Origin of the sequence: Streptomyces sp. NBC_00344 (genome assembly GCF_036088315.1) — a bacterium.
Classification (GTDB): Bacteria; Actinomycetota; Actinomycetes; order Streptomycetales; family Streptomycetaceae; genus Streptomyces.
The window spans coordinates 5,315,139-5,334,424 of sequence record NZ_CP107996.1 but is presented as its reverse complement, the minus strand read 5'-3'; the positions used below and the strand labels follow the sequence as shown (position 1 = coordinate 5,334,424).

The 19,286-nt window shown below is 71.1% G+C and carries 20 protein-coding genes; 11 read left to right on the top strand and 9 right to left on the bottom strand.

All coding sequences use genetic code 11. The features are described 5' to 3' along the window. Nucleotides 1-78: 78 nt before the first annotated feature. The gene (locus tag OHS16_RS24090) at nt 79-810 is read right to left on the bottom strand and encodes a VIT1/CCC1 transporter family protein (protein WP_328539327.1); all 732 of its coding nucleotides are present in this window, start codon (nt 808-810) and stop codon (nt 79-81) included. 270 nt (nt 811-1,080) lie between these two features. Between OHS16_RS24090 and OHS16_RS24085 the strand changes: the two genes are divergently transcribed. From OHS16_RS24085 to OHS16_RS24035, 11 genes are read left to right on the top strand one after another with little or no spacing between them, the layout of a single operon-like run. Beyond that, nucleotides 1,081-2,118 carry a LacI family DNA-binding transcriptional regulator gene (locus OHS16_RS24085; RefSeq protein ID WP_328539326.1) on the top strand — a complete coding sequence of 346 codons (1,038 nt, stop codon included), beginning with the start codon at nt 1,081-1,083 and terminating at the stop codon, nt 2,116-2,118. Further along, a complete protein-coding gene (locus tag OHS16_RS24080) occupies nt 2,115-3,074 on the top strand; it encodes a carbohydrate ABC transporter permease (RefSeq protein ID WP_328539325.1) in 960 nt (319 codons plus the stop codon). The genes OHS16_RS24085 and OHS16_RS24080 overlap by 4 nt, the downstream gene beginning before the upstream one ends. Beyond that, nucleotides 3,071-3,925, top strand: coding sequence for a carbohydrate ABC transporter permease (locus OHS16_RS24075; protein WP_328539324.1), 855 nt, complete (start codon nt 3,071-3,073; stop codon nt 3,923-3,925). The genes OHS16_RS24080 and OHS16_RS24075 overlap by 4 nt, the downstream gene beginning before the upstream one ends. Next, nucleotides 3,925-5,247: an ABC transporter substrate-binding protein gene (locus tag OHS16_RS24070; RefSeq protein ID WP_328539323.1), complete on the top strand. Its 1,323-nt coding sequence runs from the start codon at nt 3,925-3,927 to the stop codon at nt 5,245-5,247. Before OHS16_RS24075 ends, OHS16_RS24070 begins: the two co-directional genes overlap by 1 nt. 34 nt (nt 5,248-5,281) lie before the next feature. Next, the gene (locus OHS16_RS24065; protein WP_443042686.1) at nt 5,282-6,385 is read left to right on the top strand and encodes an ADP-ribosylglycohydrolase family protein; all 1,104 of its coding nucleotides are present in this window, start codon (nt 5,282-5,284) and stop codon (nt 6,383-6,385) included. Beyond that, nucleotides 6,382-7,587 (top strand): ADP-ribosylglycohydrolase family protein, encoded by a 1,206-nt coding sequence (locus OHS16_RS24060; RefSeq protein ID WP_328539322.1) that lies wholly within the window; start codon nt 6,382-6,384, stop codon nt 7,585-7,587. The genes OHS16_RS24065 and OHS16_RS24060 overlap by 4 nt, the downstream gene beginning before the upstream one ends. Beyond that, complete coding sequence (locus OHS16_RS24055; RefSeq protein WP_328539321.1) at nt 7,584-8,741, top strand: ADP-ribosylglycohydrolase family protein; 1,158 nt, start codon at nt 7,584-7,586, stop codon at nt 8,739-8,741. Before OHS16_RS24060 ends, OHS16_RS24055 begins: the two co-directional genes overlap by 4 nt. Further along, nucleotides 8,738-10,159, top strand: coding sequence for an ADP-ribosylglycohydrolase family protein (locus OHS16_RS24050; protein WP_328539320.1), 1,422 nt, complete (start codon nt 8,738-8,740; stop codon nt 10,157-10,159). The genes OHS16_RS24055 and OHS16_RS24050 overlap by 4 nt, the downstream gene beginning before the upstream one ends. After that, nucleotides 10,156-11,076: a ribokinase gene (gene rbsK, locus OHS16_RS24045; protein WP_328539319.1), complete on the top strand. Its 921-nt coding sequence runs from the start codon at nt 10,156-10,158 to the stop codon at nt 11,074-11,076. The genes OHS16_RS24050 and rbsK overlap by 4 nt, the downstream gene beginning before the upstream one ends. Continuing rightward, nucleotides 11,073-12,305, top strand: a complete 1,233-nt coding sequence (locus OHS16_RS24040) for a CaiB/BaiF CoA transferase family protein (protein ID WP_328539318.1) — start codon at nt 11,073-11,075, stop codon at nt 12,303-12,305. The genes rbsK and OHS16_RS24040 overlap by 4 nt, the downstream gene beginning before the upstream one ends. After that, entirely contained in the window at nt 12,302-13,141 is an 840-nt protein-coding gene (locus OHS16_RS24035) for an HpcH/HpaI aldolase/citrate lyase family protein (RefSeq protein ID WP_328539317.1), read from the top strand. The genes OHS16_RS24040 and OHS16_RS24035 overlap by 4 nt, the downstream gene beginning before the upstream one ends. 102 nt (nt 13,142-13,243) lie before the next feature. On the opposite strand, the gene lgt is transcribed toward OHS16_RS24035, so the two are convergent. From lgt to OHS16_RS23995, 8 genes are all read right to left on the bottom strand, one after another. After that, complete coding sequence (gene lgt, locus OHS16_RS24030) at nt 13,244-14,272, bottom strand: prolipoprotein diacylglyceryl transferase (RefSeq protein WP_328539316.1); 1,029 nt, start codon at nt 14,270-14,272, stop codon at nt 13,244-13,246. A gap of 84 nt (nt 14,273-14,356) precedes the next feature. Next, complete coding sequence (locus tag OHS16_RS24025) at nt 14,357-15,178, bottom strand: DsbA family protein (protein ID WP_328539315.1); 822 nt, start codon at nt 15,176-15,178, stop codon at nt 14,357-14,359. 72 nt (nt 15,179-15,250) lie between these two features. Then, nucleotides 15,251-16,063, bottom strand: a complete 813-nt coding sequence (trpA, locus tag OHS16_RS24020; RefSeq protein WP_328539314.1) for a tryptophan synthase subunit alpha — start codon at nt 16,061-16,063, stop codon at nt 15,251-15,253. Next, complete coding sequence (trpB, locus tag OHS16_RS24015) at nt 16,060-17,304, bottom strand: tryptophan synthase subunit beta (protein WP_328539313.1); 1,245 nt, start codon at nt 17,302-17,304, stop codon at nt 16,060-16,062. Before trpB ends, trpA begins: the two co-directional genes overlap by 4 nt. A 75-nt stretch (nt 17,305-17,379) precedes the next feature. Continuing rightward, entirely contained in the window at nt 17,380-17,559 is a 180-nt protein-coding gene (trpM, locus tag OHS16_RS24010; protein ID WP_328539312.1) for a tryptophan biosynthesis modulator TrpM, read from the bottom strand. Nucleotides 17,560-17,566: 7 nt separating this feature from the next. Next, the gene (gene trpC, locus OHS16_RS24005) at nt 17,567-18,376 is read right to left on the bottom strand and encodes an indole-3-glycerol phosphate synthase TrpC (RefSeq protein ID WP_328539311.1); all 810 of its coding nucleotides are present in this window, start codon (nt 18,374-18,376) and stop codon (nt 17,567-17,569) included. Nucleotides 18,377-18,491: 115 nt separating this feature from the next. Continuing rightward, the gene (locus OHS16_RS24000; RefSeq protein ID WP_328539310.1) at nt 18,492-18,944 is read right to left on the bottom strand and encodes a DUF2752 domain-containing protein; all 453 of its coding nucleotides are present in this window, start codon (nt 18,942-18,944) and stop codon (nt 18,492-18,494) included. Between the two features lie 74 nt (nt 18,945-19,018). After that, on the bottom strand, nt 19,019-19,267 hold the full coding sequence (locus tag OHS16_RS23995) for an HGxxPAAW family protein (RefSeq protein ID WP_328539309.1): 249 nt from the start codon (nt 19,265-19,267) through the stop codon (nt 19,019-19,021). Nucleotides 19,268-19,286: the final 19 nt, after the last annotated feature.

Sequence of the window (19,286 nt, the reverse complement as noted above, 5' to 3'; positions counted from 1 at the left end):
CCCGGGGGACACCTGGTCGAAACCGCTGGGTAACCAACGGCTGCCGATGATTGACTATGTCGCACTCTGCATAGTGTCTCACCCCAGGGCGGTGCCGAACAGTGCGCCCAGCGCGTACGTGATTCCGGCGGCCGCTCCTCCCAGTGTCAGCTGCCTGAGCCCGCTGTACCACCAGGAGCGTGCAGTGACCCTCGCCACCACGGCGCCACAGCCGAAGAGCCCGACCAGCGCGAGCAGCAGGGCGGGCCAGAGAGTGCCGGCGCCGAGCAGATAGGGAAGCACGGGCAGCAGGGCGCCCAACGCGAAGGCGCCGAAGGACGACACCGCGGCGACCATTGGCGACGGCAGGTCGTCCGGGTCGATGCCCAGCTCCTCCCTCGCGTGGATCTCCAGGGCCTGCTCCGGGTCCCTGGAGAGCTGCTCGGCCACGGCGGCCGCGAGGTCGGGTTCGACACCCCGGGACACGTAGAGCGCGGCCAGTTCCTGCATCTCGTCCATCGGGTGCTTGCGCAGCTCCCGCCGCTCCACGTCCAGCTCGGCCTCGACCAGCTCGCGCTGTGAGGCCACCGACGTGTACTCCCCCGCGGCCATCGAGAACGCACCGGCCGCCAGTCCCGCGAGTCCGGTGATCACGATGGTGCGGTGGGTGACGTCACCGCCCGCCACCCCGGTCATCAGGGCGAGGTTGGAGACCAGTCCGTCCATCGCCCCGAAGACCGCCGGGCGCAGCCAGCCGCCGTTGACGTCGCGATGCGTGTGGTTGTCGCGATGCGCCTCGTGCAGCGTCGCCTCGTTCTCGATGATGGACATCTGTCCCGCCCCTCTGCCAGCTCACCAACAGCTTCGAAAGTACGCACGAAAAAGGCCTCCCGCCAGCAAGGAAGGCCGTACTTACCAAGGTCGGGACCGGGCCGGACCAGCCTCAATCCGATCCTTCGGAAACTTCTTCGAGAGATGCATCACACGGCGTGCTCATTGACGTCCGAGAAACATGTACGCAACATCTGTAAACGTTTCCAGTTTCTGAAAACCTTTACAGCCGTAGCCGCCTTGCACATCACCGGACGCTCAGGGGCAGTCATGTCGCAGAACGGGCCACCGACCATCGTGTCGATCGCCGAACATGCAGGGGTCTCCATCGCATCCGTCTCCCGGGTGCTCAACGGGATGAGCGCGCGTCCGGCGACCGTGCAGAAGGTCGAACAGGCGGTCGCGGAGCTGGGCTACGTACCCAATGCGGTCGCCCGGTCCCTCAAGGGCGGCAGGACCCGGCAGCTGACCTTCGCGATGGAGGACATCGGCAACCCGGTGTACGTCGCGATGGTCCGCGGGATCCAGGCCGTCACCAGGGCCGCCGGATACCGGCTTCTGCTGCATTCCACCGATGCGGTCGTCGACGACGAGCTCGCCGTGATCCGCAGCCTCAGCGACCGCACGAGCGACGGGCTGATCCTCTGCCCCATCCGCGTCACCGACGCCTATGCCCAGGCGCTGAGCACGGCGGCGGCCCCCGTCGTCATCATCGGTTCGGTACCGGAGTCCGTACCGGTCGACAGCGTCCGCACCGACTCGGTGCGGGGCGTCGCCCTCGCCGTGCGGCACCTGTACGACACCGGAAGGCGCCGGATCGCCTTCGTCAACGGACCGCTCGACACGGTGCCCGGGCGCAACCGCGCGACCGGCTACCGCACGGCACTCGCCGGTCTGGGTCTGCCCTACGACGAGGCGCTCGTGGTGAACACGGAGTTCTCCACCGAGGCCGGTGCCACGGCCGCTGAGCAGTTGCTCGGCGCCGGGCCGGACGCGCTCTTCTGCGCCAACGACGTGCTGGCGGTCGGTGCCGTCAGGACGCTGCACTCCCGGGGTCTGCGGATCCCCGGGGACATCGCCGTCGCGGGGATGGACGACAGCAGCTTCGCCCAGGCCGCCTGGCCGCCGCTCACCAGCGTTGATCTCGGTTCGACCGAGCGCGGCAGAACGGCGGCCGAGATGCTGCTCGCCCGGCTCGGGACGGGGCCCGCACCCCGGGCGCCCCAGCACACCACCGCCATACCCCGCCTCGTCGTACGCGCCTCGACCGCGCCGGCGACCGACCTGGAGAAGCCGAGGTCCGTATGAGTCTCACCGCAACCCGGGGCAATGAGGCCCCGGGCCACCGCGGCACCCCGCCGCCCCGCTCCCCCGAGCAGCGCAAACGCGCCCTGGGCCTGGACCGGGGCGCATGGTTCCTGCTGGCCCCCGCACTGATCCCGGTCCTGGTGCTCAGCGTGGGGCCCCTGCTGTACGGTCTCTCGCTCGCGTTCACCGACTCGCAGGCCGGGCGCACATCACCCACGCAGTTCACCGGTATCGCCAACTTCACCGACATCTGGCACGACTCGCTGTTCTGGGAGTCGTTCAGGATCGGCATCATCTGGGCTGTCTGCGTCACCGGGCTGCAGTTCCTGCTGGCGCTCGGTCTGGCCCTGCTGCTCAACGAGAACCTGCGCTTCCGCTGGCTGGCCCGCACTCTGGCGCTCGTCCCCTGGGCGATGCCCGAGGTCGTGGTCGGCATCATGTGGCGCCTCGTCTACCACCCGGACGCGGGCATCCTCAACAAGACGCTGACGCAGCTGCATCTGATCCACCAGAACATCGACTGGCTCACCAGTCTCTCGGTCGCACTTCCGGCCGTCATCGTGGTCGGCGTGTGGGCGGGCATGCCGCAGACCACCGTGGTACTTCTGGCCGGACTGCAGAACGTTCCGGTCGAGCTGAAGGAGGCCGCGAACCTCGACGGCGCCGGAATGTGGCGCCGCTTCACCACCGTCACCTGGCCGGCGCTCAAGCCGGTGGTGGTCGCCGTGACCGCACTGAACTTCATCTGGAACTTCAACTCGTTCGGCCTGGTCTATGTGCTGACGCAGGGCGGCCCCGGCGGCAGGACCCGGCTCCCGAGCCTCTTCGCCTACGAAGAGGCCTTCAAATACGGCCAGTTCGGCTACGCCGCCGCCATGGGCCTGGTGATGGTCGCCGTCGTCGCCGTCTTCCTCACCCTGTTCCTGCGCAAGAAGCTGAAGGAGGAGACGGCATGAGTGTCCCCACAAGCCTGCGCGCCCGGCGGACGGCCGGCCGCACCGGCCAGTACCTCGCCCTCCTGTGCTACCTGGTCTTCCTGGCCTTCCCGCTGGTGTGGCTGGTCTCCACCGCGTTCAAGTCGCCCAGGGAGCTCGGTTCCATCGATCCGACGTGGCTGCCCCGGCATCCGACGCTGGACAATTTCAGGGCGGCGTTCGACGCCCAGCCGCTGCTGCACTCCGCGCTGAACAGCCTGATCGTGTCGGGCAGCGCCACGGTGATCGCGGTCGCGCTCGCCGTCCCCGCCGCCTACGCCCTGGTGCGCTTCCGCAGCAGGATGTCGCGGGCCGCCAACGGCTGGGTTCTGTTCAGCCAGATGTTCCCGTTCGTGCTGATCATCATCCCGCTGTTCCTGGTGCTGAAGAACCTCCATCTGATCGACTCCCTCGCGGGCCTGGTCGCGGTCTACGTGGTCTGGAACCTGCCGTTCTCGCTCTGGATGCTCCAGGGATACGTCAAGGCCGTGCCGATCACGCTGGAGGAGGCCGCGGCCGTCGACGGCGCCGGGCGGCTGCGGACGCTGGTGAGCGTGGTCCTCCCGCTGCTCACCCCCGGTCTCGTGGCCACGGCGATGTTCACCTTCGTCACCGCGTGGAACGAGTTCTTCTTCGCCCTCGTCCTGCTCAAGTCCCCGGAGAACCAGACGATGTCCGTGATCCTCACCCGATTCACCGGTGCGGAGGGCGCAGCGGATCTCGGTCCGCTCGCGGCGGCCTCCGTCATCGCCACGATTCCCAGCCTGCTGTTCTTCGCGCTGCTGCAGCGCAGGCTCGTCGGCGGCATGCTCGCAGGGGCGGTGAAGGGCTGATGCGCATCCGTACCCGTGTCCGTACCGCTCTGCCCGCGCTGGGCGCGGCCGCCGCACTCACCTTCGTCACCGGTTGCGGCGGCGGAAGTGACGACTCCTCGGGCCATGTCACCCTCGAATTCCTCAGCCTGGCCTGGCAGAAGGACTCCGTCGCCGCCAACAAGGCACTGGTCGCGGAGTGGAACAGGGCCCACCCCGATGTCCGGGTGAAATACGTCCAGGGCAGCTGGGACGGTATTCACGACCAGCTGCTGACGTCGTTCGAGGGCGGCCGGGCGCCGGACATCATCCATGACGACGCCTCCGACCTCACCGACTTCGCGTACGGCGGCTACCTCGCCGATCTGCGGGGCAGGCTGCCCCGGTCGCTGAAGCAGGACATCCCTCGGCAGTCCTGGTCCATGACCACCTTCGGCAAGGGCGTCTACGGCGTGCCGTTCCTCCAGGAGCCGCGGGTGCTGGTCGCCAACACCAAGCTGCTGAAGGCGTCCGGCGTGCGCATCCCGACAGCCGCCCACCCGTGGAGCTGGGCGGAGTTCGAGCAGGCCTCGAAGAAGCTCACCGTGCGGGGCCCGGGCGGAAAGACCGGGCAGTACGGCGTGGCCTGGTCGATGAAGGAGCCGGTGAGCCAGTCGGTCAACAGCGCCGTCTCCACCGGCGGCGCCGTCTTCGCGCGGGTGGACGGCAAGAACAAAGTGAGTTTCGGCGCGGCGGACTCGGCGGTCTCGCGGGTGATCAACCGTCAGATCAATCAGGACCACACCGCGCCGAAGAGCAGCCTGGGCATGGGCGGCGGTGACACCCTGCCCGGCTTCTTCGCCGGCAAGTACGCCATGGTGCCGCTGAACTTCTCCTACCGGCAGCAGGTCCAGCAGCAGGCGCCCAAGGGCTTCGGCTGGACGGTGCTGCCGATGCCGGCGGGCAGCGGCCCAGAGGGACGGCAGCAGGGCGTCGTCCCGCAGACCCTCTCGGTCTCGCAGGACTCGAAGCACAAACAGGCGGCGGCCGACTTCATCTCCTTCCTCACCCAGGGCAGGAACGCGGCGCGCCTCGCCCTCGGCGACTGGCTGCTTCCCAACAGCACTTCGGCACTCAAGGACCCGGCACTCAACACCACCAAAAACGGCTGGCGCACCGGCAACAGGATCTCCGGCGACCTGGTCCCCTCCCCCGTTCTCGGGGTGCGCGGCTACGCCGAGTGGAAGGACAAGATCGCCACCCCGGCCTTCCAGGAGTACTACAACGGCTCGATCGGTCCGGATTCGCTGCGCGGCAAGCTCGCCGGCGACGGTCAGCGCGTCCTCGACCGGTACCAGCGCTGACGCGCCCCGTACGAGCCCCGGCACAACCCCAGAAATGAGCACGATCAGCACCATGAGCGGCAGCCCCGAACCCTCCCCCGAAGCAGACGGACAGCCGGTGACCCGGCTCCGGTCCGAGCGGGCCGACGTCCCGCGTTCGCTGCGGGACCGTGCCCGCGGCGCACTGCTCGGCCTCGCCGTTGGCGATGCGCTGGGCGCCCCCGCGGAGAACATGAAACCGTCTCAGATCCGCGAACGCTGGGGGCGTATCGAGGGGTTCGTCTCGGCCGAGCCGGCCGGGACCGACGACACCGAGTACGCGATCTTCTCGGGGCTGCTGCTGGCCGAGCACGGTTCCGCACTCACCGTCGCGCATGTCGAGGCGGCCTGGCACCTGTGGATCGCGGACCGCGACGAAGGCCCCTTCCGCGGTGCGGGCTTCAGCGAGCGCGGCACCCTGGAGAACCTCAGACGAGGCCTCGCCGCGCCCATCTCCGCCCAGCACCGGCACGCCTGGAGCGACGGTCTCGCCATGCGGGCCGCACCCTTCGGGGTGTACGCCACGGGGCGGCCGGCGGAAGCCGCAAGGCTGGTCGCCGTCGACGGCACGGTCAGTCATGACGGCGAGGGCATCTACGGGGGGCAGGCCGTCGCCGCGGGAGTCGCGGCCGCCATGGTGAGCGACAGTCCCGACGCGGTGGTGCAGGCCGCGCTGTCGGTGGTGCCCGATGACTCCTGGACCGCACGTTCGCTGCACCGCGCGGTGAGCGCGGCCCGGCGTGCGGTGCCGGCGCCCGACGGCTCCCCGCTGCCCGTCGAGCGCGCGGTGCGTTCCGCCGTGGTGATCGGCGGCTACCCGTGGACCGATCTGGCACCGGAGGCCGTCGGTCTGGCATTCGGCGCGTTCATCGCCGCCCGCGGGGACTTCTCGGCGTCCGTGCTGAGCGCCGTCAACATGGGCCGCGACGCCGACACCACGGCTGCCGTCGCGGGCTCGCTCGCCGGGGCGCTGGGCGGTGAGTCGGGCATTCCGGCCCACTGGGCCGACGCCATCGGCCCGGTGCGCGGCAGCTGCCTGCCCGCGATGGCCGGGCTCCACATCCTCGATATCGCCGACCGGCTCATTCCGCGGGACGACAACAGGAAGGCCGCGTCGTGACGACACAACTGACCCATTCCACCACCGGGCGCCCGGAGTCCGACCCCTGCCGCCGCGTCGAGGGGCTGCTGCTGGGAATCGCGGCGGGCGACGCCGCGGGCTGGCCGGCCGGGCGGCACCGCGCCGCCCTGCTGCCCAACTGGACCCGCAGGCTCACCCGTGAGCTGGACACCTTCGCCGAACAGAACGCGACCACCACCCTTCCGGTGCCGATCGCTCTCAACCAGCCTCCCGCACCGCTCCAGCTGGGCCCTTCGGACGACGCCGAGTGGGCGACGTTCACCGCACAGGCGGTGCTTTCCGCCGCCTCGTCGGGTCACAGCGATCTCTCACCGCAGCAGCGGGTGCGCTCGGCGCTGGCGCTGGCCTGGAACGCGCTCGCCGACGAGGTGGCCGCGGCCTCCGCGCAGGTGGACGAGATCGAGTCGGCGCTGATGCCCCTGCGGGCCCGGATCTCGGTGCGCGCCGGTCTGGGCAATCTGGCGGCCGGACTGCGCCCGCCGGCAACCGGTCATGACAATCCGCATCACTTCGACGACGCCGCCTGTGTGCGCGCCACCGTGCTCGCGGTGGTCCACCCCGGGGATCCGGCGGCGGCCGCGGATCTCGCCGAGTTCGACGCCCGGTACACCCAGGACGGCGACGGGGTGCACGGCGCCCGCGCGATGGCGGCGGCGGTCTCCGCGGCTCTCGGCGGCGGGTCAGTGGAGAGCTGTGTGGACGAGGCGCTGGCCCAGCTCCCGGAGGGCAGCGAGATCCGGCGCAACGCCGTGCACGCGGTGGCGCTGGCGCGCACCGCGACGGCTGCCAGACCGGGTCAGCCGGGCAGCGCGTTCGAGCTGGTCCCGGTGCTGGAACACGAGATCGTCGACCATGTCTACAGCTACGGGATCGCCGCGGCCGAGACGGTCCCCGTCGCGCTGGCGATGGCTCTCGCGGCCGGTGGCTCCCTGGCCGAAGCGGTGCCCGCCGCCGCCTGCCTCTCGCGGGTCGCCGACTCCGCGCCTGCCCTGGCGGGCGCCCTCACCGGCGCGGTGTCGGGGGCCGGTGCGCTGCCGGCCACCTGGCGGGACAGCTGCCGCACTCTGGTCGGCTGCGCCCTGCCCCAACTCGCCGGCACCGACCTCGTCGAGGTCGCCGCCGAGCTCTCCTCACATCTCTCCGTTCGTCTGCCAGCTTCGCCGGAAGGAACCCGATCATGACCGTCCCCAACCACTCCCTGGAGGACCGCACCACCGGCGCCCTGATCGGCGCGGCAGTCGGGGACGCCCTGGGCGGCCCGGTGGAGGGCTGGACGCCCGAGGCGATCAGCGAGCGGCACGGTGGCCGGGTCCAGGGCATCGTGGAGCCCTTCTACAAGGACGCGTGGCGGACCGCCCGCCCGATCGCGCCGTACCACAAGGGCGACGGCCATGTCACCGACGACACCTTGATGACGCACGCGCTGATCCGCGTGTACGAAACGGTGCGCGACCACCTGGACGCCTACGCGGTGGCCGATCATCTGGTGCCGGACCTGATGGGAACACCCCGCTGGATTCCCGAACTCGAGGCCGAGGCACTGCCGTTGCAGCGGATTTTCCTGGCCGAGAAATGGATCGTCGCGCGGCTGCACTACGGGCACATCGATCCGCGTGAGGCGGGTGTCGGCAACATCGTGAACTGCGGTGCGGCGATGTACATGGCGCCGGTCGGCCTGGTCAACGCGGGCAGCCCGGCGAACGCCTACGCCGAGGCTCTCGACATCGCCGGTGCCCACCAGTCCAGTTACGGACGGGAGGCGGCGGCGGTCTTCGCCGCGGCGGTCGCCGCGGCCTGCAAGCCGGGTGCGACCCCCGGCTCCGTCGTGGCGGATGCGCTGGCGCTGGCGAAGGACGGCACCCGGGACGCGATAGAGGCGGTCTGCGAAGTCGCCGCGCGGCACGAGGGATTCGAGTCGGCCCTGAAGCCGCTGCGTGAAGCGGTGGCCCCGTTCGACACGGTGGGCCCCGAGTACCGCAAGCCCTCGCTCGGCGCCCGGCGGCCCTCGCGACTGCACTCCATCGAGGAGCTGCCGGTGGCGCTCGGCATGCTGCTGGCGGGCCGCGGCGACTTCCGTGAGAGCGTGCTCGGCTCGGTCAACTACGGCCGCGACTGCGACTCCATCGCGACCATGAGCGGCGCGATCATCGGTGCGCTGCACGGCGAGGACGCGGTACCGACCGAGTGGGCGGCGGACGTGGCCACCGCCAGCCGTCTCGATCTGCACGCGCCGGCCACCGCCCTCGCCACCGTCACCCGCGAGGTGTTCGCACGCGACCTGGAACGCCGCCGCGAGCACGAGGAGTTCTTCGGTGCCATCGCGGGTGCCCGATGACGGCCCCCGGTGCGGGCGGCCCGCTGCGGCTGACCTGGGTGCAGCCCGAGGATCTGGTGGGCCACGAACTGCGCCAGGCCGCGCAGGACGGGCGTGACACGACGGAGGCGGAGCGCCGCTGGACGGCCGCCGGAGGCCATCCGGCCCCCGGGCGGGCCGGTGCGTCGCCCGGGCCCGCCGACCCCGAGCTGCGTCGCATCGCTGGAGAAATCCTGGACGAACTGGCCGCCGTAGCGTCCCCGCTGGCCGCGGACGAGCCCACCGGGCTCGACGACATCCGCTCCCGGTGCGCCGACTGGCCCGCGCCGGTCCACCGGGCCGCCGCCGGCCAGGAGGCGCTGCGCAGCCGTCTGGAGGCGTCCTGGCTGGGCCGCGCAGCCGGCTGCGTGCTCGGCAAGCCGGTCGAGAAGCTCACCCTGAGCGGCATCAGGGCCATCGCCCGCTCCACCGGCAACTGGCCTCTGGACAACTGGTTCACCGCGTCAGGTCTCGATCCGGAGATCGCCGCCGCACATCCGTGGAACCGCCGCTCGCGTCCCACTTCGCTCGCCGAGAACATCGACGGCGCGCCCGAGGACGACGACCTCAACTACCCGCTGCTCGGTCTGTTGCTGCTCGACCGCTACGGCCCCGGCTTCACCACCGCCGATGTGGCGCAGCTCTGGCTGGACGAGCTGCCGGCCGGGCGTACCTTCACGGCCGAGCGGGCCGCGTACCGCAATCTGCTCTGCGGGATCGAGCCACCGGACAGTGCGGTGTACCGCAATCCGTTCCGCGAGTGGATCGGCGCGCAGATCAGGGCGGACATCTTTGGCTGGACCAACCCGGGCGATCCGGCAAGGGCCGCGTCCGCCGCCTGGCGGGACGCGGTCCTCACCCATACGGCGAACGGTGTGTACGGCGAGATGTTCGCCGCTGCGGTGATCGCGGCCGCCGCGGGCGGGCAGTGCGACGTGCACGGCGCGCTGCGGGCCGGTCTGCGCGTCGTACCGCCCCGCTCCCGCTTCGCGGCCGCCGTGCGGTTCGGTATCGAGCGGGCTGTCGCGGAACCGCTGGGCACCGCCGGGGGGTTCGAGTCGGTGGTGGACGAGTTGCACACGGCGTACGGGGACCACCACTGGGTGCATGTGCTGCCGAACGCGGCGCTGCTGGCCGCGGCGCTGACCCATGCGGACGGCGACTTCACCGGGTCCATCTGCCGTGCGGTGTCCGGCGGCTGGGACACCGACTCCAACGGTGCGACGGCAGGCAGCGTGGCGGGTCTCCTCGCGGGCGGCCCGCAGGCCGTACCCGAGCGCTGGACGAAGCCGTTGAGGAATCGGCTGGCCACCACGGTCGGTGGTCTGGACGGTATCGGTTTCGACGAGCTGGCCGAGCGCACCCTGCGCCACGCCGGCGGAGGGGACGCGAGGACATGAGCGGGGAACCATCAGCCGCCACGCTGACCGTGCTGGGCTCCACCAACATGGATCTGGTGGCGTACGTCGCCACGGCGCCCCGGCGCGGGGAGACCGTGACGGGACGGGAGTTCCGTACGGTTCCCGGCGGCAAGGGTGCCAACCAGGCGGTGGCCGCGGCCCGGGCGGGTGGCAGGGTCACCATGATCGGCGCCGTAGGCGACGACGGTTTCGGAGACCGGCTGCGCACCGCGCTGGCCGAATCCGGTGTGGAGATCTCCGGGTTGCGGACCGTGCAGGGCCCGAGCGGCACCGCGCACATCGTGGTCGACGACGAGGGCGGCAACGCGATCGTGGTGGTCCCCGGCGCCAATGGCACGGTCACCGCCCTCGCGGACGGCGACGAGGCCAGGATCGGCGCGTCCGGAGCACTGCTGCTCCAGCTCGAACTGCCCATGTCCGGAGTGCTCGCGGGCGCCCGTTCGGCCCGCGCGAACGGTGTGCGTACCGTCCTGACACCCGCCCCCGCGCAGCAGCTGCCCGATGAACTCCTGTCGCTCACCGACCTGTTGGTGCCCAACGAGCACGAGGCCGCGGCGCTCACCGGCTGCGGGGACCCGCACCGTGCGGCCACCGCGCTGCTCGACCTGGTTCCCGAGGTCGTCGTCACCCTGGGTGCGGCGGGGAGTCTGCACGCGGCCCGTGGCACCGGCCCGGTGACCGTGCCCGCACTGCCGGTGCGGGCGGTGGACACCACCGCGGCGGGGGACACCTTCGTCGGGGCCCTGGCTGTCGCCGTCGGCGAGGGGCGGCCGGTCCTGGAGGCGATGGCCTGGGCGTCGGCCGCCTCCGCGCTGAGTGTGCAGCGTCCCGGAGCCGGTGCCTCCATGCCCCATCGAACCGAGATCGACGCACTGTACGTGAGGAACACCCGATGACTGACGACGAACCGAAGGACATCCCGGCAGGCAGCCGGGCGCCGGCTCCCCTCGAGGGGATGCGGGTGCTCGATCTCGCCACGCTCTTCGCGGGCCCGCTGGCCGCCACCCTGCTCGGCGACTTCGGCGCCGATGTCGTCAAGGTCGAGCACCCGGACCGGCCCGACCCCTCGCGCGGCCACGGCCCGAGCAAGGACGGGATCGGTCTGTGGTGGAAGCTGCTGGGCAGGAACAAGCGCACCATCACGCTCGATCTGTCCACACCCGGTGGCCGTGATGTGCTGCTCCGGCTCGCCGCCGATGCCGATGTGATCATCGAGAACTTCCGTCCCGGCACCCTGGAGAAGTGGGGTCTGGGCTGGGACCGGCTGTCCGAGGCGAACCCGCGACTGGTGCTGGCCAGGGTGACGGGCTTCGGCCAGTTCGGTCCCTATGCGCGACGTCCGGGATTCGGCACCCTCGCCGAGGCCATGAGCGGCTTCGCGGCGATGACCGGCGAGCCCGACGGCCCGCCCACCCTGCCGCCCTTCGGACTGGCCGACTCGGTCGCCGCGCTCGCCACCGCGTACGCCGTGATGGCCGCGCTCACCGGCCGGGACAGGACCGGGCAGGGGCAGATCGTCGACATGGCGATCATCGAGCCGATGCTCGCGGTGCTCGGGCCGCAGGCCATCTGGTACGACCAGCTCGGCTATGTGCAGCCGCGCACCGGCAACCGCTCCAACAACAACGCCCCGCGGAACACCTACCGCACACGCGACGGCAAGTGGGTCGCCGTGTCGACGTCCGCCCAGTCGATCGCGGAGCGGGTGATGCGGCTGGTGGGACGCCCCGACGTCATCGATGAGCCGTGGTTCGCCTCCGGTGCGCAGCGCGCCCGGCACGCCGACGAGCTGGACGAGGCGGTCAGCGGATGGATCGCCCGGCACGACAGGGCGGAGGTGATGGCGGCCTTCGAGGAAGCGCAGGCCGCCATCGCCCCGGTCTACGACATCGCCGACGCGATGGAGGATCCGCAGTACCGCGCGCTGGGCACCTTCGCCGAGGTGCCGGACGAGGAACTGGGCACCGTCCGGATGCAGAACGTGCTGTTCCGGCTCTCCGGGACGCCCGGCGCCATCCGATGGGCGGGCCGGCCGCACGGCGCCGACACCGATGAGGTGCTTTCCGGGCTCGGCCTGGACACCTCGGACATCGCCGCTCTCCGTGAGTCCGGGACGGTCCGGTGAACACGGTACTGACCTGGCTGTATGTGCCGGGTGACCGGCCGGAGGTGGTCGCGAAGGCGCTGCACAGCGGCGCCGATGTGGTACTGGTCGACCTGGAGGACGCGGTCGCCCCCGACCGCAAGGCATACGCCCGTGAGGCCACTGCCGAACTCCTCTCCGACCCCGTTCCCGGGCCCTCCCCGGTGCATGTGCGGATCAACGCACTGGACGGGCCCCTCGCCCAGGACGATGTCCGCGCGCTCGCGGCCCTGCCCGGTCTGGCCGGGCTGCGGCTGCCCAAGGCCGGCGGCGCCGCCGAGGTGCGCGGGGTCGCCGGCTGGGCCGCGGCCGGCGGGCGGGCGGATCTGCCGCTCTTCCCGATACTGGAGTCGGCGCTGGGGGTGGAGCGCGCCTACGAGATCGCCACGGCGACCCCGACGGTATGCGGCCTGGCCCTCGGCGAGGCGGACCTCCGCGCCGATCTGGGTGTGCTGGACGAGGCGGGTCTCGCCTGGCCGCGCAGCCGTGCGGTGATCGCCGCGCGGGCGGCGGGTCTGGCCCCGCCCGCGCAGTCGGTCTTCCCCGATGTGCGGGATCTGGACGGCCTTGCCGCGTCCTGCGCCAGGGGCCGGGCACTCGGATTCCTGGGGCGCGCGGCTATTCACCCGGCCCAGCTGCCGGTGATCGAGCAGGCCTATCTGCCGAGCCGGGAGGAGGTCAGCGCGGCGGAGGACATCGTGCTGGCGGCGGCCGGCGACGCGGGTGCGCTGGCGCTCGCGGACGGGCGTTTCGTGGATGCCGCTGTGGTGGCGGGCGCCCGGCGCACGCTGGAGCTGTCCCGGCGGGGCGGCCGCTGACATCAGCCCGCCGCGGGCCGCGGAACCGCTGGGGCCGGACACAGGGCGAGGGCCGCAGGACCGATCACGGTCCTGCGGCCCTCGCCGTCGGGTGCGGTGCGCTCAGCTCTTGTGGGCCCCGGCCTCTTCGGCGTCCTCGGACTTCACCGGACCGGCGCCGTCCGCAGGATCGCCGCTCTTCGCGTCCGTGCCGTCGCTCGCCGCCCCGGCGCCGCTTTCCTTCCCGTCCGCGTCGTCGGCGTCACCGGTGGCGGCCCCAGCGGAACTGCCGGTGTCGTCCCCTGTCGCGTCGGCGTCCTTCTCTCCGGACGTGGTGACAGCGGCGGGTTCCACGATCTCCTCGCGCCCCGGCCGCAGCCTGGCCGATACGACGAAGTACGTCACGGCGAGCAGGAACATGATCAGCGCGGTCCAGTCGTTGAGCCGCAGACCGAGGATGTGATGCGCGTCGTCGACCCGCATGTACTCGATCCAGCCGCGCCCGACGCAGTAGGCGGCGACGTACAGCGCGAAGGCCCGGCCGTGCCCGAGGCGGAAGCGGCGGTCGGCCCAGATCACCAGCAGGCCGACGCCGACGCACCAGAGAGACTCGTACAGGAAGGTCGGGTGGTACGTTCCGGCGACCCGGTCCGTGCCCGCACTGATCTTCAGTGCCCAGGGCACGTCCGTGGGCCTGCCGTACAGCTCCTGGTTGAACCAGTTGCCCCACCGCCCGATGGCCTGGGCGAAGGCGAGACCGGGAGCCAGGGTGTCGGCCCAGGCAGGCAGGGGGATGCCGCGCCGGCGGCAGCCGATCCAGGCGCCGACCGCGCCGAGCGCCACCGCGCCCCAGATCCCCAGGCCGCCCTGCCAGATCTTGAAGGCGTCGACCCAGTCCCGTCCGTCGCTGAAATACAGCTCGTAGTCGGTGATGACGTGGTAGAGCCGCCCGCCGACCAGTCCGAAGGGCACGGCCCATACGGCGATGTCGGCCACGGTACCGGCGTTGCCGCCCCGGGCGACCCAGCGCTTGTTGCCGTACCAGACGGCGACGAAGACACCGATGATGATGCAGAACGCATAGCCGCGCAGCGGAATCGGCCCGAGATGGACCACGCCGGTCGACGGACTGGGGATGTAGGCAAGGTTCATGGCAAGGCCGACGCTACATTGCCGGGCGGGGCGCAGTGCAACCCGCCCGGCAACGTCCTGGTAACGAGAGCAGCTCCGGGGGTGTCAGGCCGTGGGGCTGGGCGGGAGGCTTCCCGCCTTCTTGCCCTTGTTCGCCTCCGCGACCCACTTCTTCAGGTTGTCGGGCGAGATCTGCTCGTTGCCCTTCTTGGGATAGACGGCTTCGCCGTTCAGCTGGACCGTGGGCGTCCCACTGAACTGGCCCTTCTGGAAGGCCTCGTTGGACTTCTTCACCCAGCCGTCGTGCTTCCCGCCGTTCACACAGGATTCGAAGGCTGAGGTCCTCAGCCCGCCGACCCTGCCCGCCAGCTGGAGCAGCCGGCTGTTCTTGGCGAAGCCGTCGTTCGTCTCCTCTGGCTGGTTCTCGTACAGCACGTCGTGGTAGGCGGGGAACTTTCCGGCGGTCTGCGCGCAGGCGGCGGCGTTGGACGCGCGGAGCGAGCCCGATCCGCCCATGTTGCCGTCGATCAGGGTGGCCAGGTGGTATTCGACCTTGATCTGGCCGGTGCTCTCCAGCTCATGGACGGTGCCGCGGAACGCGTTCTCGAACTGATCACAGGCCGGGCACCTGAAGTCCTCCCAGACGGTGAGCGTGGACGGCGCGTCACTCGCGCCCACCGGGATCGTCAGGCTGTCCTTCCCGGTCGCGCCCTGGGGTGCGACGACCGTGCTCGCACTGTTGCTGCTGTCGTCCTTGCCGGAATTCGCCGCGACCACTCCGATCACGGCGGCCAGGGCGAGGACGCCCACCAGGCCCGCGCCGACGATCAGCCCGCGCCTGCGCCGGTCCCGTGCCTTCTGCTTCTCGCGCTCTTCGACGAGCCGCTCTCGGGCGGCCCTCTTCGCGTCTCGGTTCTTCTCGCTCACACCCGCAGCAACGAACCGGGGAGGCACAAGCGCGCCTCCCCGGCCCCGGTTCCACCCGTACGAGCGACGGCGTCAGCTTCGGCGTACGCCCCTGGCCAGCTCGCCCGCCAGGTCACGCACGGCTGCCAGCCCCGCGCTCTCGTCGGCGGCGTCCAGCATCAGCTTGACGAAGGCGGATCCGACAATCACTCCGTCGGCGAACCCCGCGACCTCGGCGGCCTGCGTCGCGTTCGAGACTCCCAGCCCCACGCAGACCGGCAGTGCGGTGGTGGCCCGGGTGCGCGAGACCAGGTCCTGGGCCTGCTCCCCCACGGATGCCCTGGTGCCGGTGACACCCATCAGCGAGGCGGCGTACACGAAGCCCGACCCCGCGGCGGTGATCGTCGCGAGCCGCTCGTTCCTGCTGCTCGGCGCGACCACGAACACGGTGGCCAGACCGTGCTTGTCGGCGTGCTCCCGCCACAGTGCGGACTCCTGGACCGGGAGGTCGGGCAGGATGCACCCGGCGCCGCCCGCCTCTGCCAGCTCGGCGGTGAAGCGCTCCACGCCGTACCGGTCGATGGGGTTCCAGTACGTCATCACAAGGATCGGCGCACCGGTCGCCTCATGGGCCTCACGCACCGTGCGCATCACATCGGCGATCTTCACCCCGCCCTTGAGCGCGATGTCGTCCGCGGTCTGGATGACCGGGCCGTCGAGGACCGGGTCGCTGTGCGGCAGTCCCACTTCCACGATGTCGGCGCCGCCCTCCAGCACCGCCTTGACCGCGGCGATCCCGCCGTCGACGGTGGGGAATCCGGCCGGCAGATAGGCGATGAGCGCCGACCTGTCCTCCCCCTTCGCCCGGCCGAGAACCGAACTCAGCAGCTCGATGTTCCCGCTCACTTGGTGACCTCCGCGTCCGCGCCGTACAGCCCGAAGTAGCGGGCAGCCGTGTCCATGTCCTTGTCACCGCGGCCGGACAGATTGACCACGATCAGACCGTCCTTGCCCAGCTCATTGCCGAGGTCCAGCGCGCCGGCCAGCGCGTGCGCAGACTCGATGGCCGGGATGATGCCCTCGGTGCGGGAGAGCAGCCGCAGCGCCTGCATGGCCTGGTCATCGGTGATCGCGCGGTACTCACCGCGCCCGATGTCCTTCAGATACGCGTGCTCGGGGCCGATGCCCGGGTAGTCCAGTCCCGCGGAGATCGAGTAGGGCTCGGTGATCTGGCCCTCCTCGTCCTGCAGTACGTAGGAACGCGAGCCGTGCAGAATGCCCGGCTCACCGGCGGAGAGAGTGGCCGCGTGTTCGCCGGTCTCGATGCCGTGTCCGGCGGGCTCGAAGCCGAGCAGCCGTACCCCGGTGTCCGGGACGAACGCGTGGAAGAGCCCGATCGCGTTGGAACCGCCGCCGACACAGGCGGCGACGGCGTCGGGCAGCCGGCCTGTCCGCTCCAGGATCTGCCGGCGGGCCTCCACCCCGATCACCCGGTGGAAGTCGCGGACCATGGCGGGGAAGGGGTGCGGGCCGGCGACCGTACCGAAGAGGTAGTGCGTGCGGTCCACGTTCGCGACCCAGTCACGGAACGCCTCGTTGATGGCGTCCTTGAGGGTGCGGCTGCCGGACTTCACGGCGATGACCTCGGCGCCGAGCATCCGCATCCTGGCCACGTTGAGCGCCTGGCGCTCGGTGTCGATCTCGCCCATGTAGATCGTGCACTCGAGGCCGAAGAGGGCGCAGGCCGTCGCCGTGGCGACGCCGTGCTGGCCGGCGCCGGTCTCGGCGATGACCCGGGTCTTGCCCATGCGCTTGGTCAGCAGGGCCTGGCCGAGCACGTTGTTGATCTTGTGCGAGCCGGTGTGGTTGAGATCCTCACGCTTGAGGAACATCCGCACACCGCCGGCGTGCTCGGCGAATCGCGGGACCTCGGTGAGGGCGCTCGGCCGGCCGGTGTAGTCGACCATGAGCGCGTCCAGCTCGGCTGCGAAGGCCGGGTCGGCCTTGGCCTTGTCGTATTCGACGGCGACCTCGTCCACCGCGGCGACCAGCGCCTCGGGGATGAATTTGCCGCCGAACTCACCGAAGTAGCCGTCGGTGCTCGGAATGTTGCCGTCGGGGTCCGGAACGAAGAAATCTGAAGGCATGCGTGATCTCCACGGGTACGTGTACGGGTACGCAGGAAGTCGTACGTGTGGGTGGGGGTGTCGCTGAGCAGCTGCTCAGCGACGCCATCGCATGCCGTTGATCTGGCCGGGCTCGGAGCCGATGTGGTAGCGCACCCGCCGCCCGTGCACCCGCCGGGCGGGCGCACGGCAGCCGCGGGGCTTGCACCCACGCGCGAGCCGGGCATGGGCGCTCCCCTGCCCGGACGATGCCGGGAGCGCGGGGAACATGGACATGGCCGGGTCAGCCCCGTCCGTGGCGCAGCGCCGGGTGGGCACCCGCCGCGACGAGATCGGCAACGGCCGCCTTGGGGTCACGGCCGGTGACCAAGGACTCCCCGACCAGGACCGCGTCCGCGCCGGAGTTGGCGTAGGCGATCAGGTCGTGCGGACCGCGGACGCCGGACTCGGCGACCTTGACCACGTGCGCGGGGATCTCGGGAGCCACTCGCTCGAAGGTGCCGCGGTCGACCTTGAGGTCCTTCAGATTGCGGGCATTGACCCCGATGATCCGGGCGCCGGCCGCCACGGCCCGCTCGGCCTCGTCCTCGTCGTGCGCCTCGACCAGCGGGGTGAGCCCGATCGACTCGGCGCGCTCGATCAGCGAGACCAGGGCCTCCTGCTCCAGGGCCGCGACGATCAGCAGCACCAGGTCGGCGCCGTACGCCCGCGCCTCCCAGAGCTGGTAGGCGGTGACGATGAAGTCCTTGCGCAGCAGGGGGACATCGACCTTGGCCCGGACCGCCTCGAGATCCGCCAGGGATCCGCCGAAGCGGCGCTGCTCGGTGAGCACGGAGATGACCGAGGCTCCGCCGGCCTCGTAGTCGGCGGCGAGAGCGGCGGGGTCGGCGATCGCGGCCAGCGCGCCCTTCGAGGGGCTGGAGCGCTTCACCTCGCAGATGACCTTGACGCTGTCGCCGCGCAGGGCGGCGACACCGTCCTTCGCCCGGGGGGCCTTCGCGGCGCGGTCCTTGAGCTCGTCGAGGCTGACGCTCGCCTGCCGCTCCGCGAGGTCGGCGCGCACGCCTTCGATGATCTCGTCGAGCACACTCACGCGAGCGGCCCCCTTCCGGAACGGTGTGGATGGATCAGGATCAGCCATGGCGATGTTATCCGCATACGGGCCGCGGCCCCGCATCCAGTCGGTGCGAGTCCCACCTGGTGGGCTTTCACGGAGCCAGTGCGGCGCCCATGGGCAGGTTCCGCACGACGGTGAAGACCAGGACCACCGCCCCGATCGTCCACCAGAGGGCGGGCCTGAGCGTCACCTGGGTGGGGCGGCCGCGTACGGCGCGAATCAGCCACACCGCCATCACCAGCGCGAAGACGCCGTATCCGATCACGGCCAGCGCGTTGTCACCGAAAGCGGTGACGATGTCGCCGTGGGCGACGGCGTGGGCGCTGCGCAGACCGCCGCAGCCCGGGCAGTAGATGCCGGTGAGCGCCAACAGCGGGCAGACGGGATAGTGCCCGGGGTGGTTGGGATCGACGGCGCCCACGTAGCCGAATGCGGCACCCACCGCGGCCAGCGTGCCGAGCGGGGTGAGGAGCCGCCGTACGAGGGGTTCGGGGGAGGGGGCCGGTGCGGACGGCCGGAAGGCGGGCGCTGGGTATGGATCCACTCGGTGATTGTCCCCGTTCACGCCGGAAGGCGCAGCCCGGCTGGGGCTGCGCCTCACTTCGGATGTACGGCGCTTCAGTGCGCCTGTGCCTGAGCGGCGTTCGCCCTGGCCTGCACGCTCGCCTCGGACTCCTTGGGCATGCCCATGCCGGCGAGCTTCATGGCGTAACCGACGACGCCGCCGATGGCGACGACGATCAGGCCGGCCCAGAACCCGAGCGGGTTCGCCACCACCATGAAGGCGCCCGAGACGCAGAAGCCGATGAAGGCGATGACGACGCCGGTCCAGGCGGCCGGGGTGTGTCCGTGGCTGGTGCCCGCCATGAGTTGCTCCTCGTTAGCT

What these genes read in the sequence shown, in the direction of transcription:
- OHS16_RS24090 (WP_328539327.1), bottom strand. Translation starts at nt 810, where the DNA reads ATGTCCATCATCGAGAACGAGGCGACGCTGCACGAGGCGCATCGCGAC.
- OHS16_RS24085 (WP_328539326.1), top strand. Translation starts at nt 1,081, where the DNA reads ATGTCGCAGAACGGGCCACCGACCATCGTGTCGATCGCCGAACATGCA.
- OHS16_RS24080 (WP_328539325.1), top strand. Translation starts at nt 2,115, where the DNA reads ATGAGTCTCACCGCAACCCGGGGCAATGAGGCCCCGGGCCACCGCGGC.
- OHS16_RS24075 (WP_328539324.1), top strand. Translation starts at nt 3,071, where the DNA reads ATGAGTGTCCCCACAAGCCTGCGCGCCCGGCGGACGGCCGGCCGCACC.
- OHS16_RS24070 (WP_328539323.1), top strand. Translation starts at nt 3,925, where the DNA reads ATGCGCATCCGTACCCGTGTCCGTACCGCTCTGCCCGCGCTGGGCGCG.
- OHS16_RS24065 (WP_443042686.1), top strand. Translation starts at nt 5,282, where the DNA reads ATGAGCACGATCAGCACCATGAGCGGCAGCCCCGAACCCTCCCCCGAA.
- OHS16_RS24055 (WP_328539321.1), top strand. Translation starts at nt 7,584, where the DNA reads ATGACCGTCCCCAACCACTCCCTGGAGGACCGCACCACCGGCGCCCTG.
- OHS16_RS24050 (WP_328539320.1), top strand. Translation starts at nt 8,738, where the DNA reads ATGACGGCCCCCGGTGCGGGCGGCCCGCTGCGGCTGACCTGGGTGCAG.
- rbsK (WP_328539319.1), top strand. Translation starts at nt 10,156, where the DNA reads ATGAGCGGGGAACCATCAGCCGCCACGCTGACCGTGCTGGGCTCCACC.
- OHS16_RS24040 (WP_328539318.1), top strand. Translation starts at nt 11,073, where the DNA reads ATGACTGACGACGAACCGAAGGACATCCCGGCAGGCAGCCGGGCGCCG.
- lgt (WP_328539316.1), bottom strand. Translation starts at nt 14,272, where the DNA reads ATGAACCTTGCCTACATCCCCAGTCCGTCGACCGGCGTGGTCCATCTC.
- trpB (WP_328539313.1), bottom strand. Translation starts at nt 17,304, where the DNA reads ATGCCTTCAGATTTCTTCGTTCCGGACCCCGACGGCAACATTCCGAGC.
- trpM (WP_328539312.1), bottom strand. Translation starts at nt 17,559, where the DNA reads ATGTCCATGTTCCCCGCGCTCCCGGCATCGTCCGGGCAGGGGAGCGCC.
- OHS16_RS23995 (WP_328539309.1), bottom strand. Translation starts at nt 19,267, where the DNA reads ATGGCGGGCACCAGCCACGGACACACCCCGGCCGCCTGGACCGGCGTC.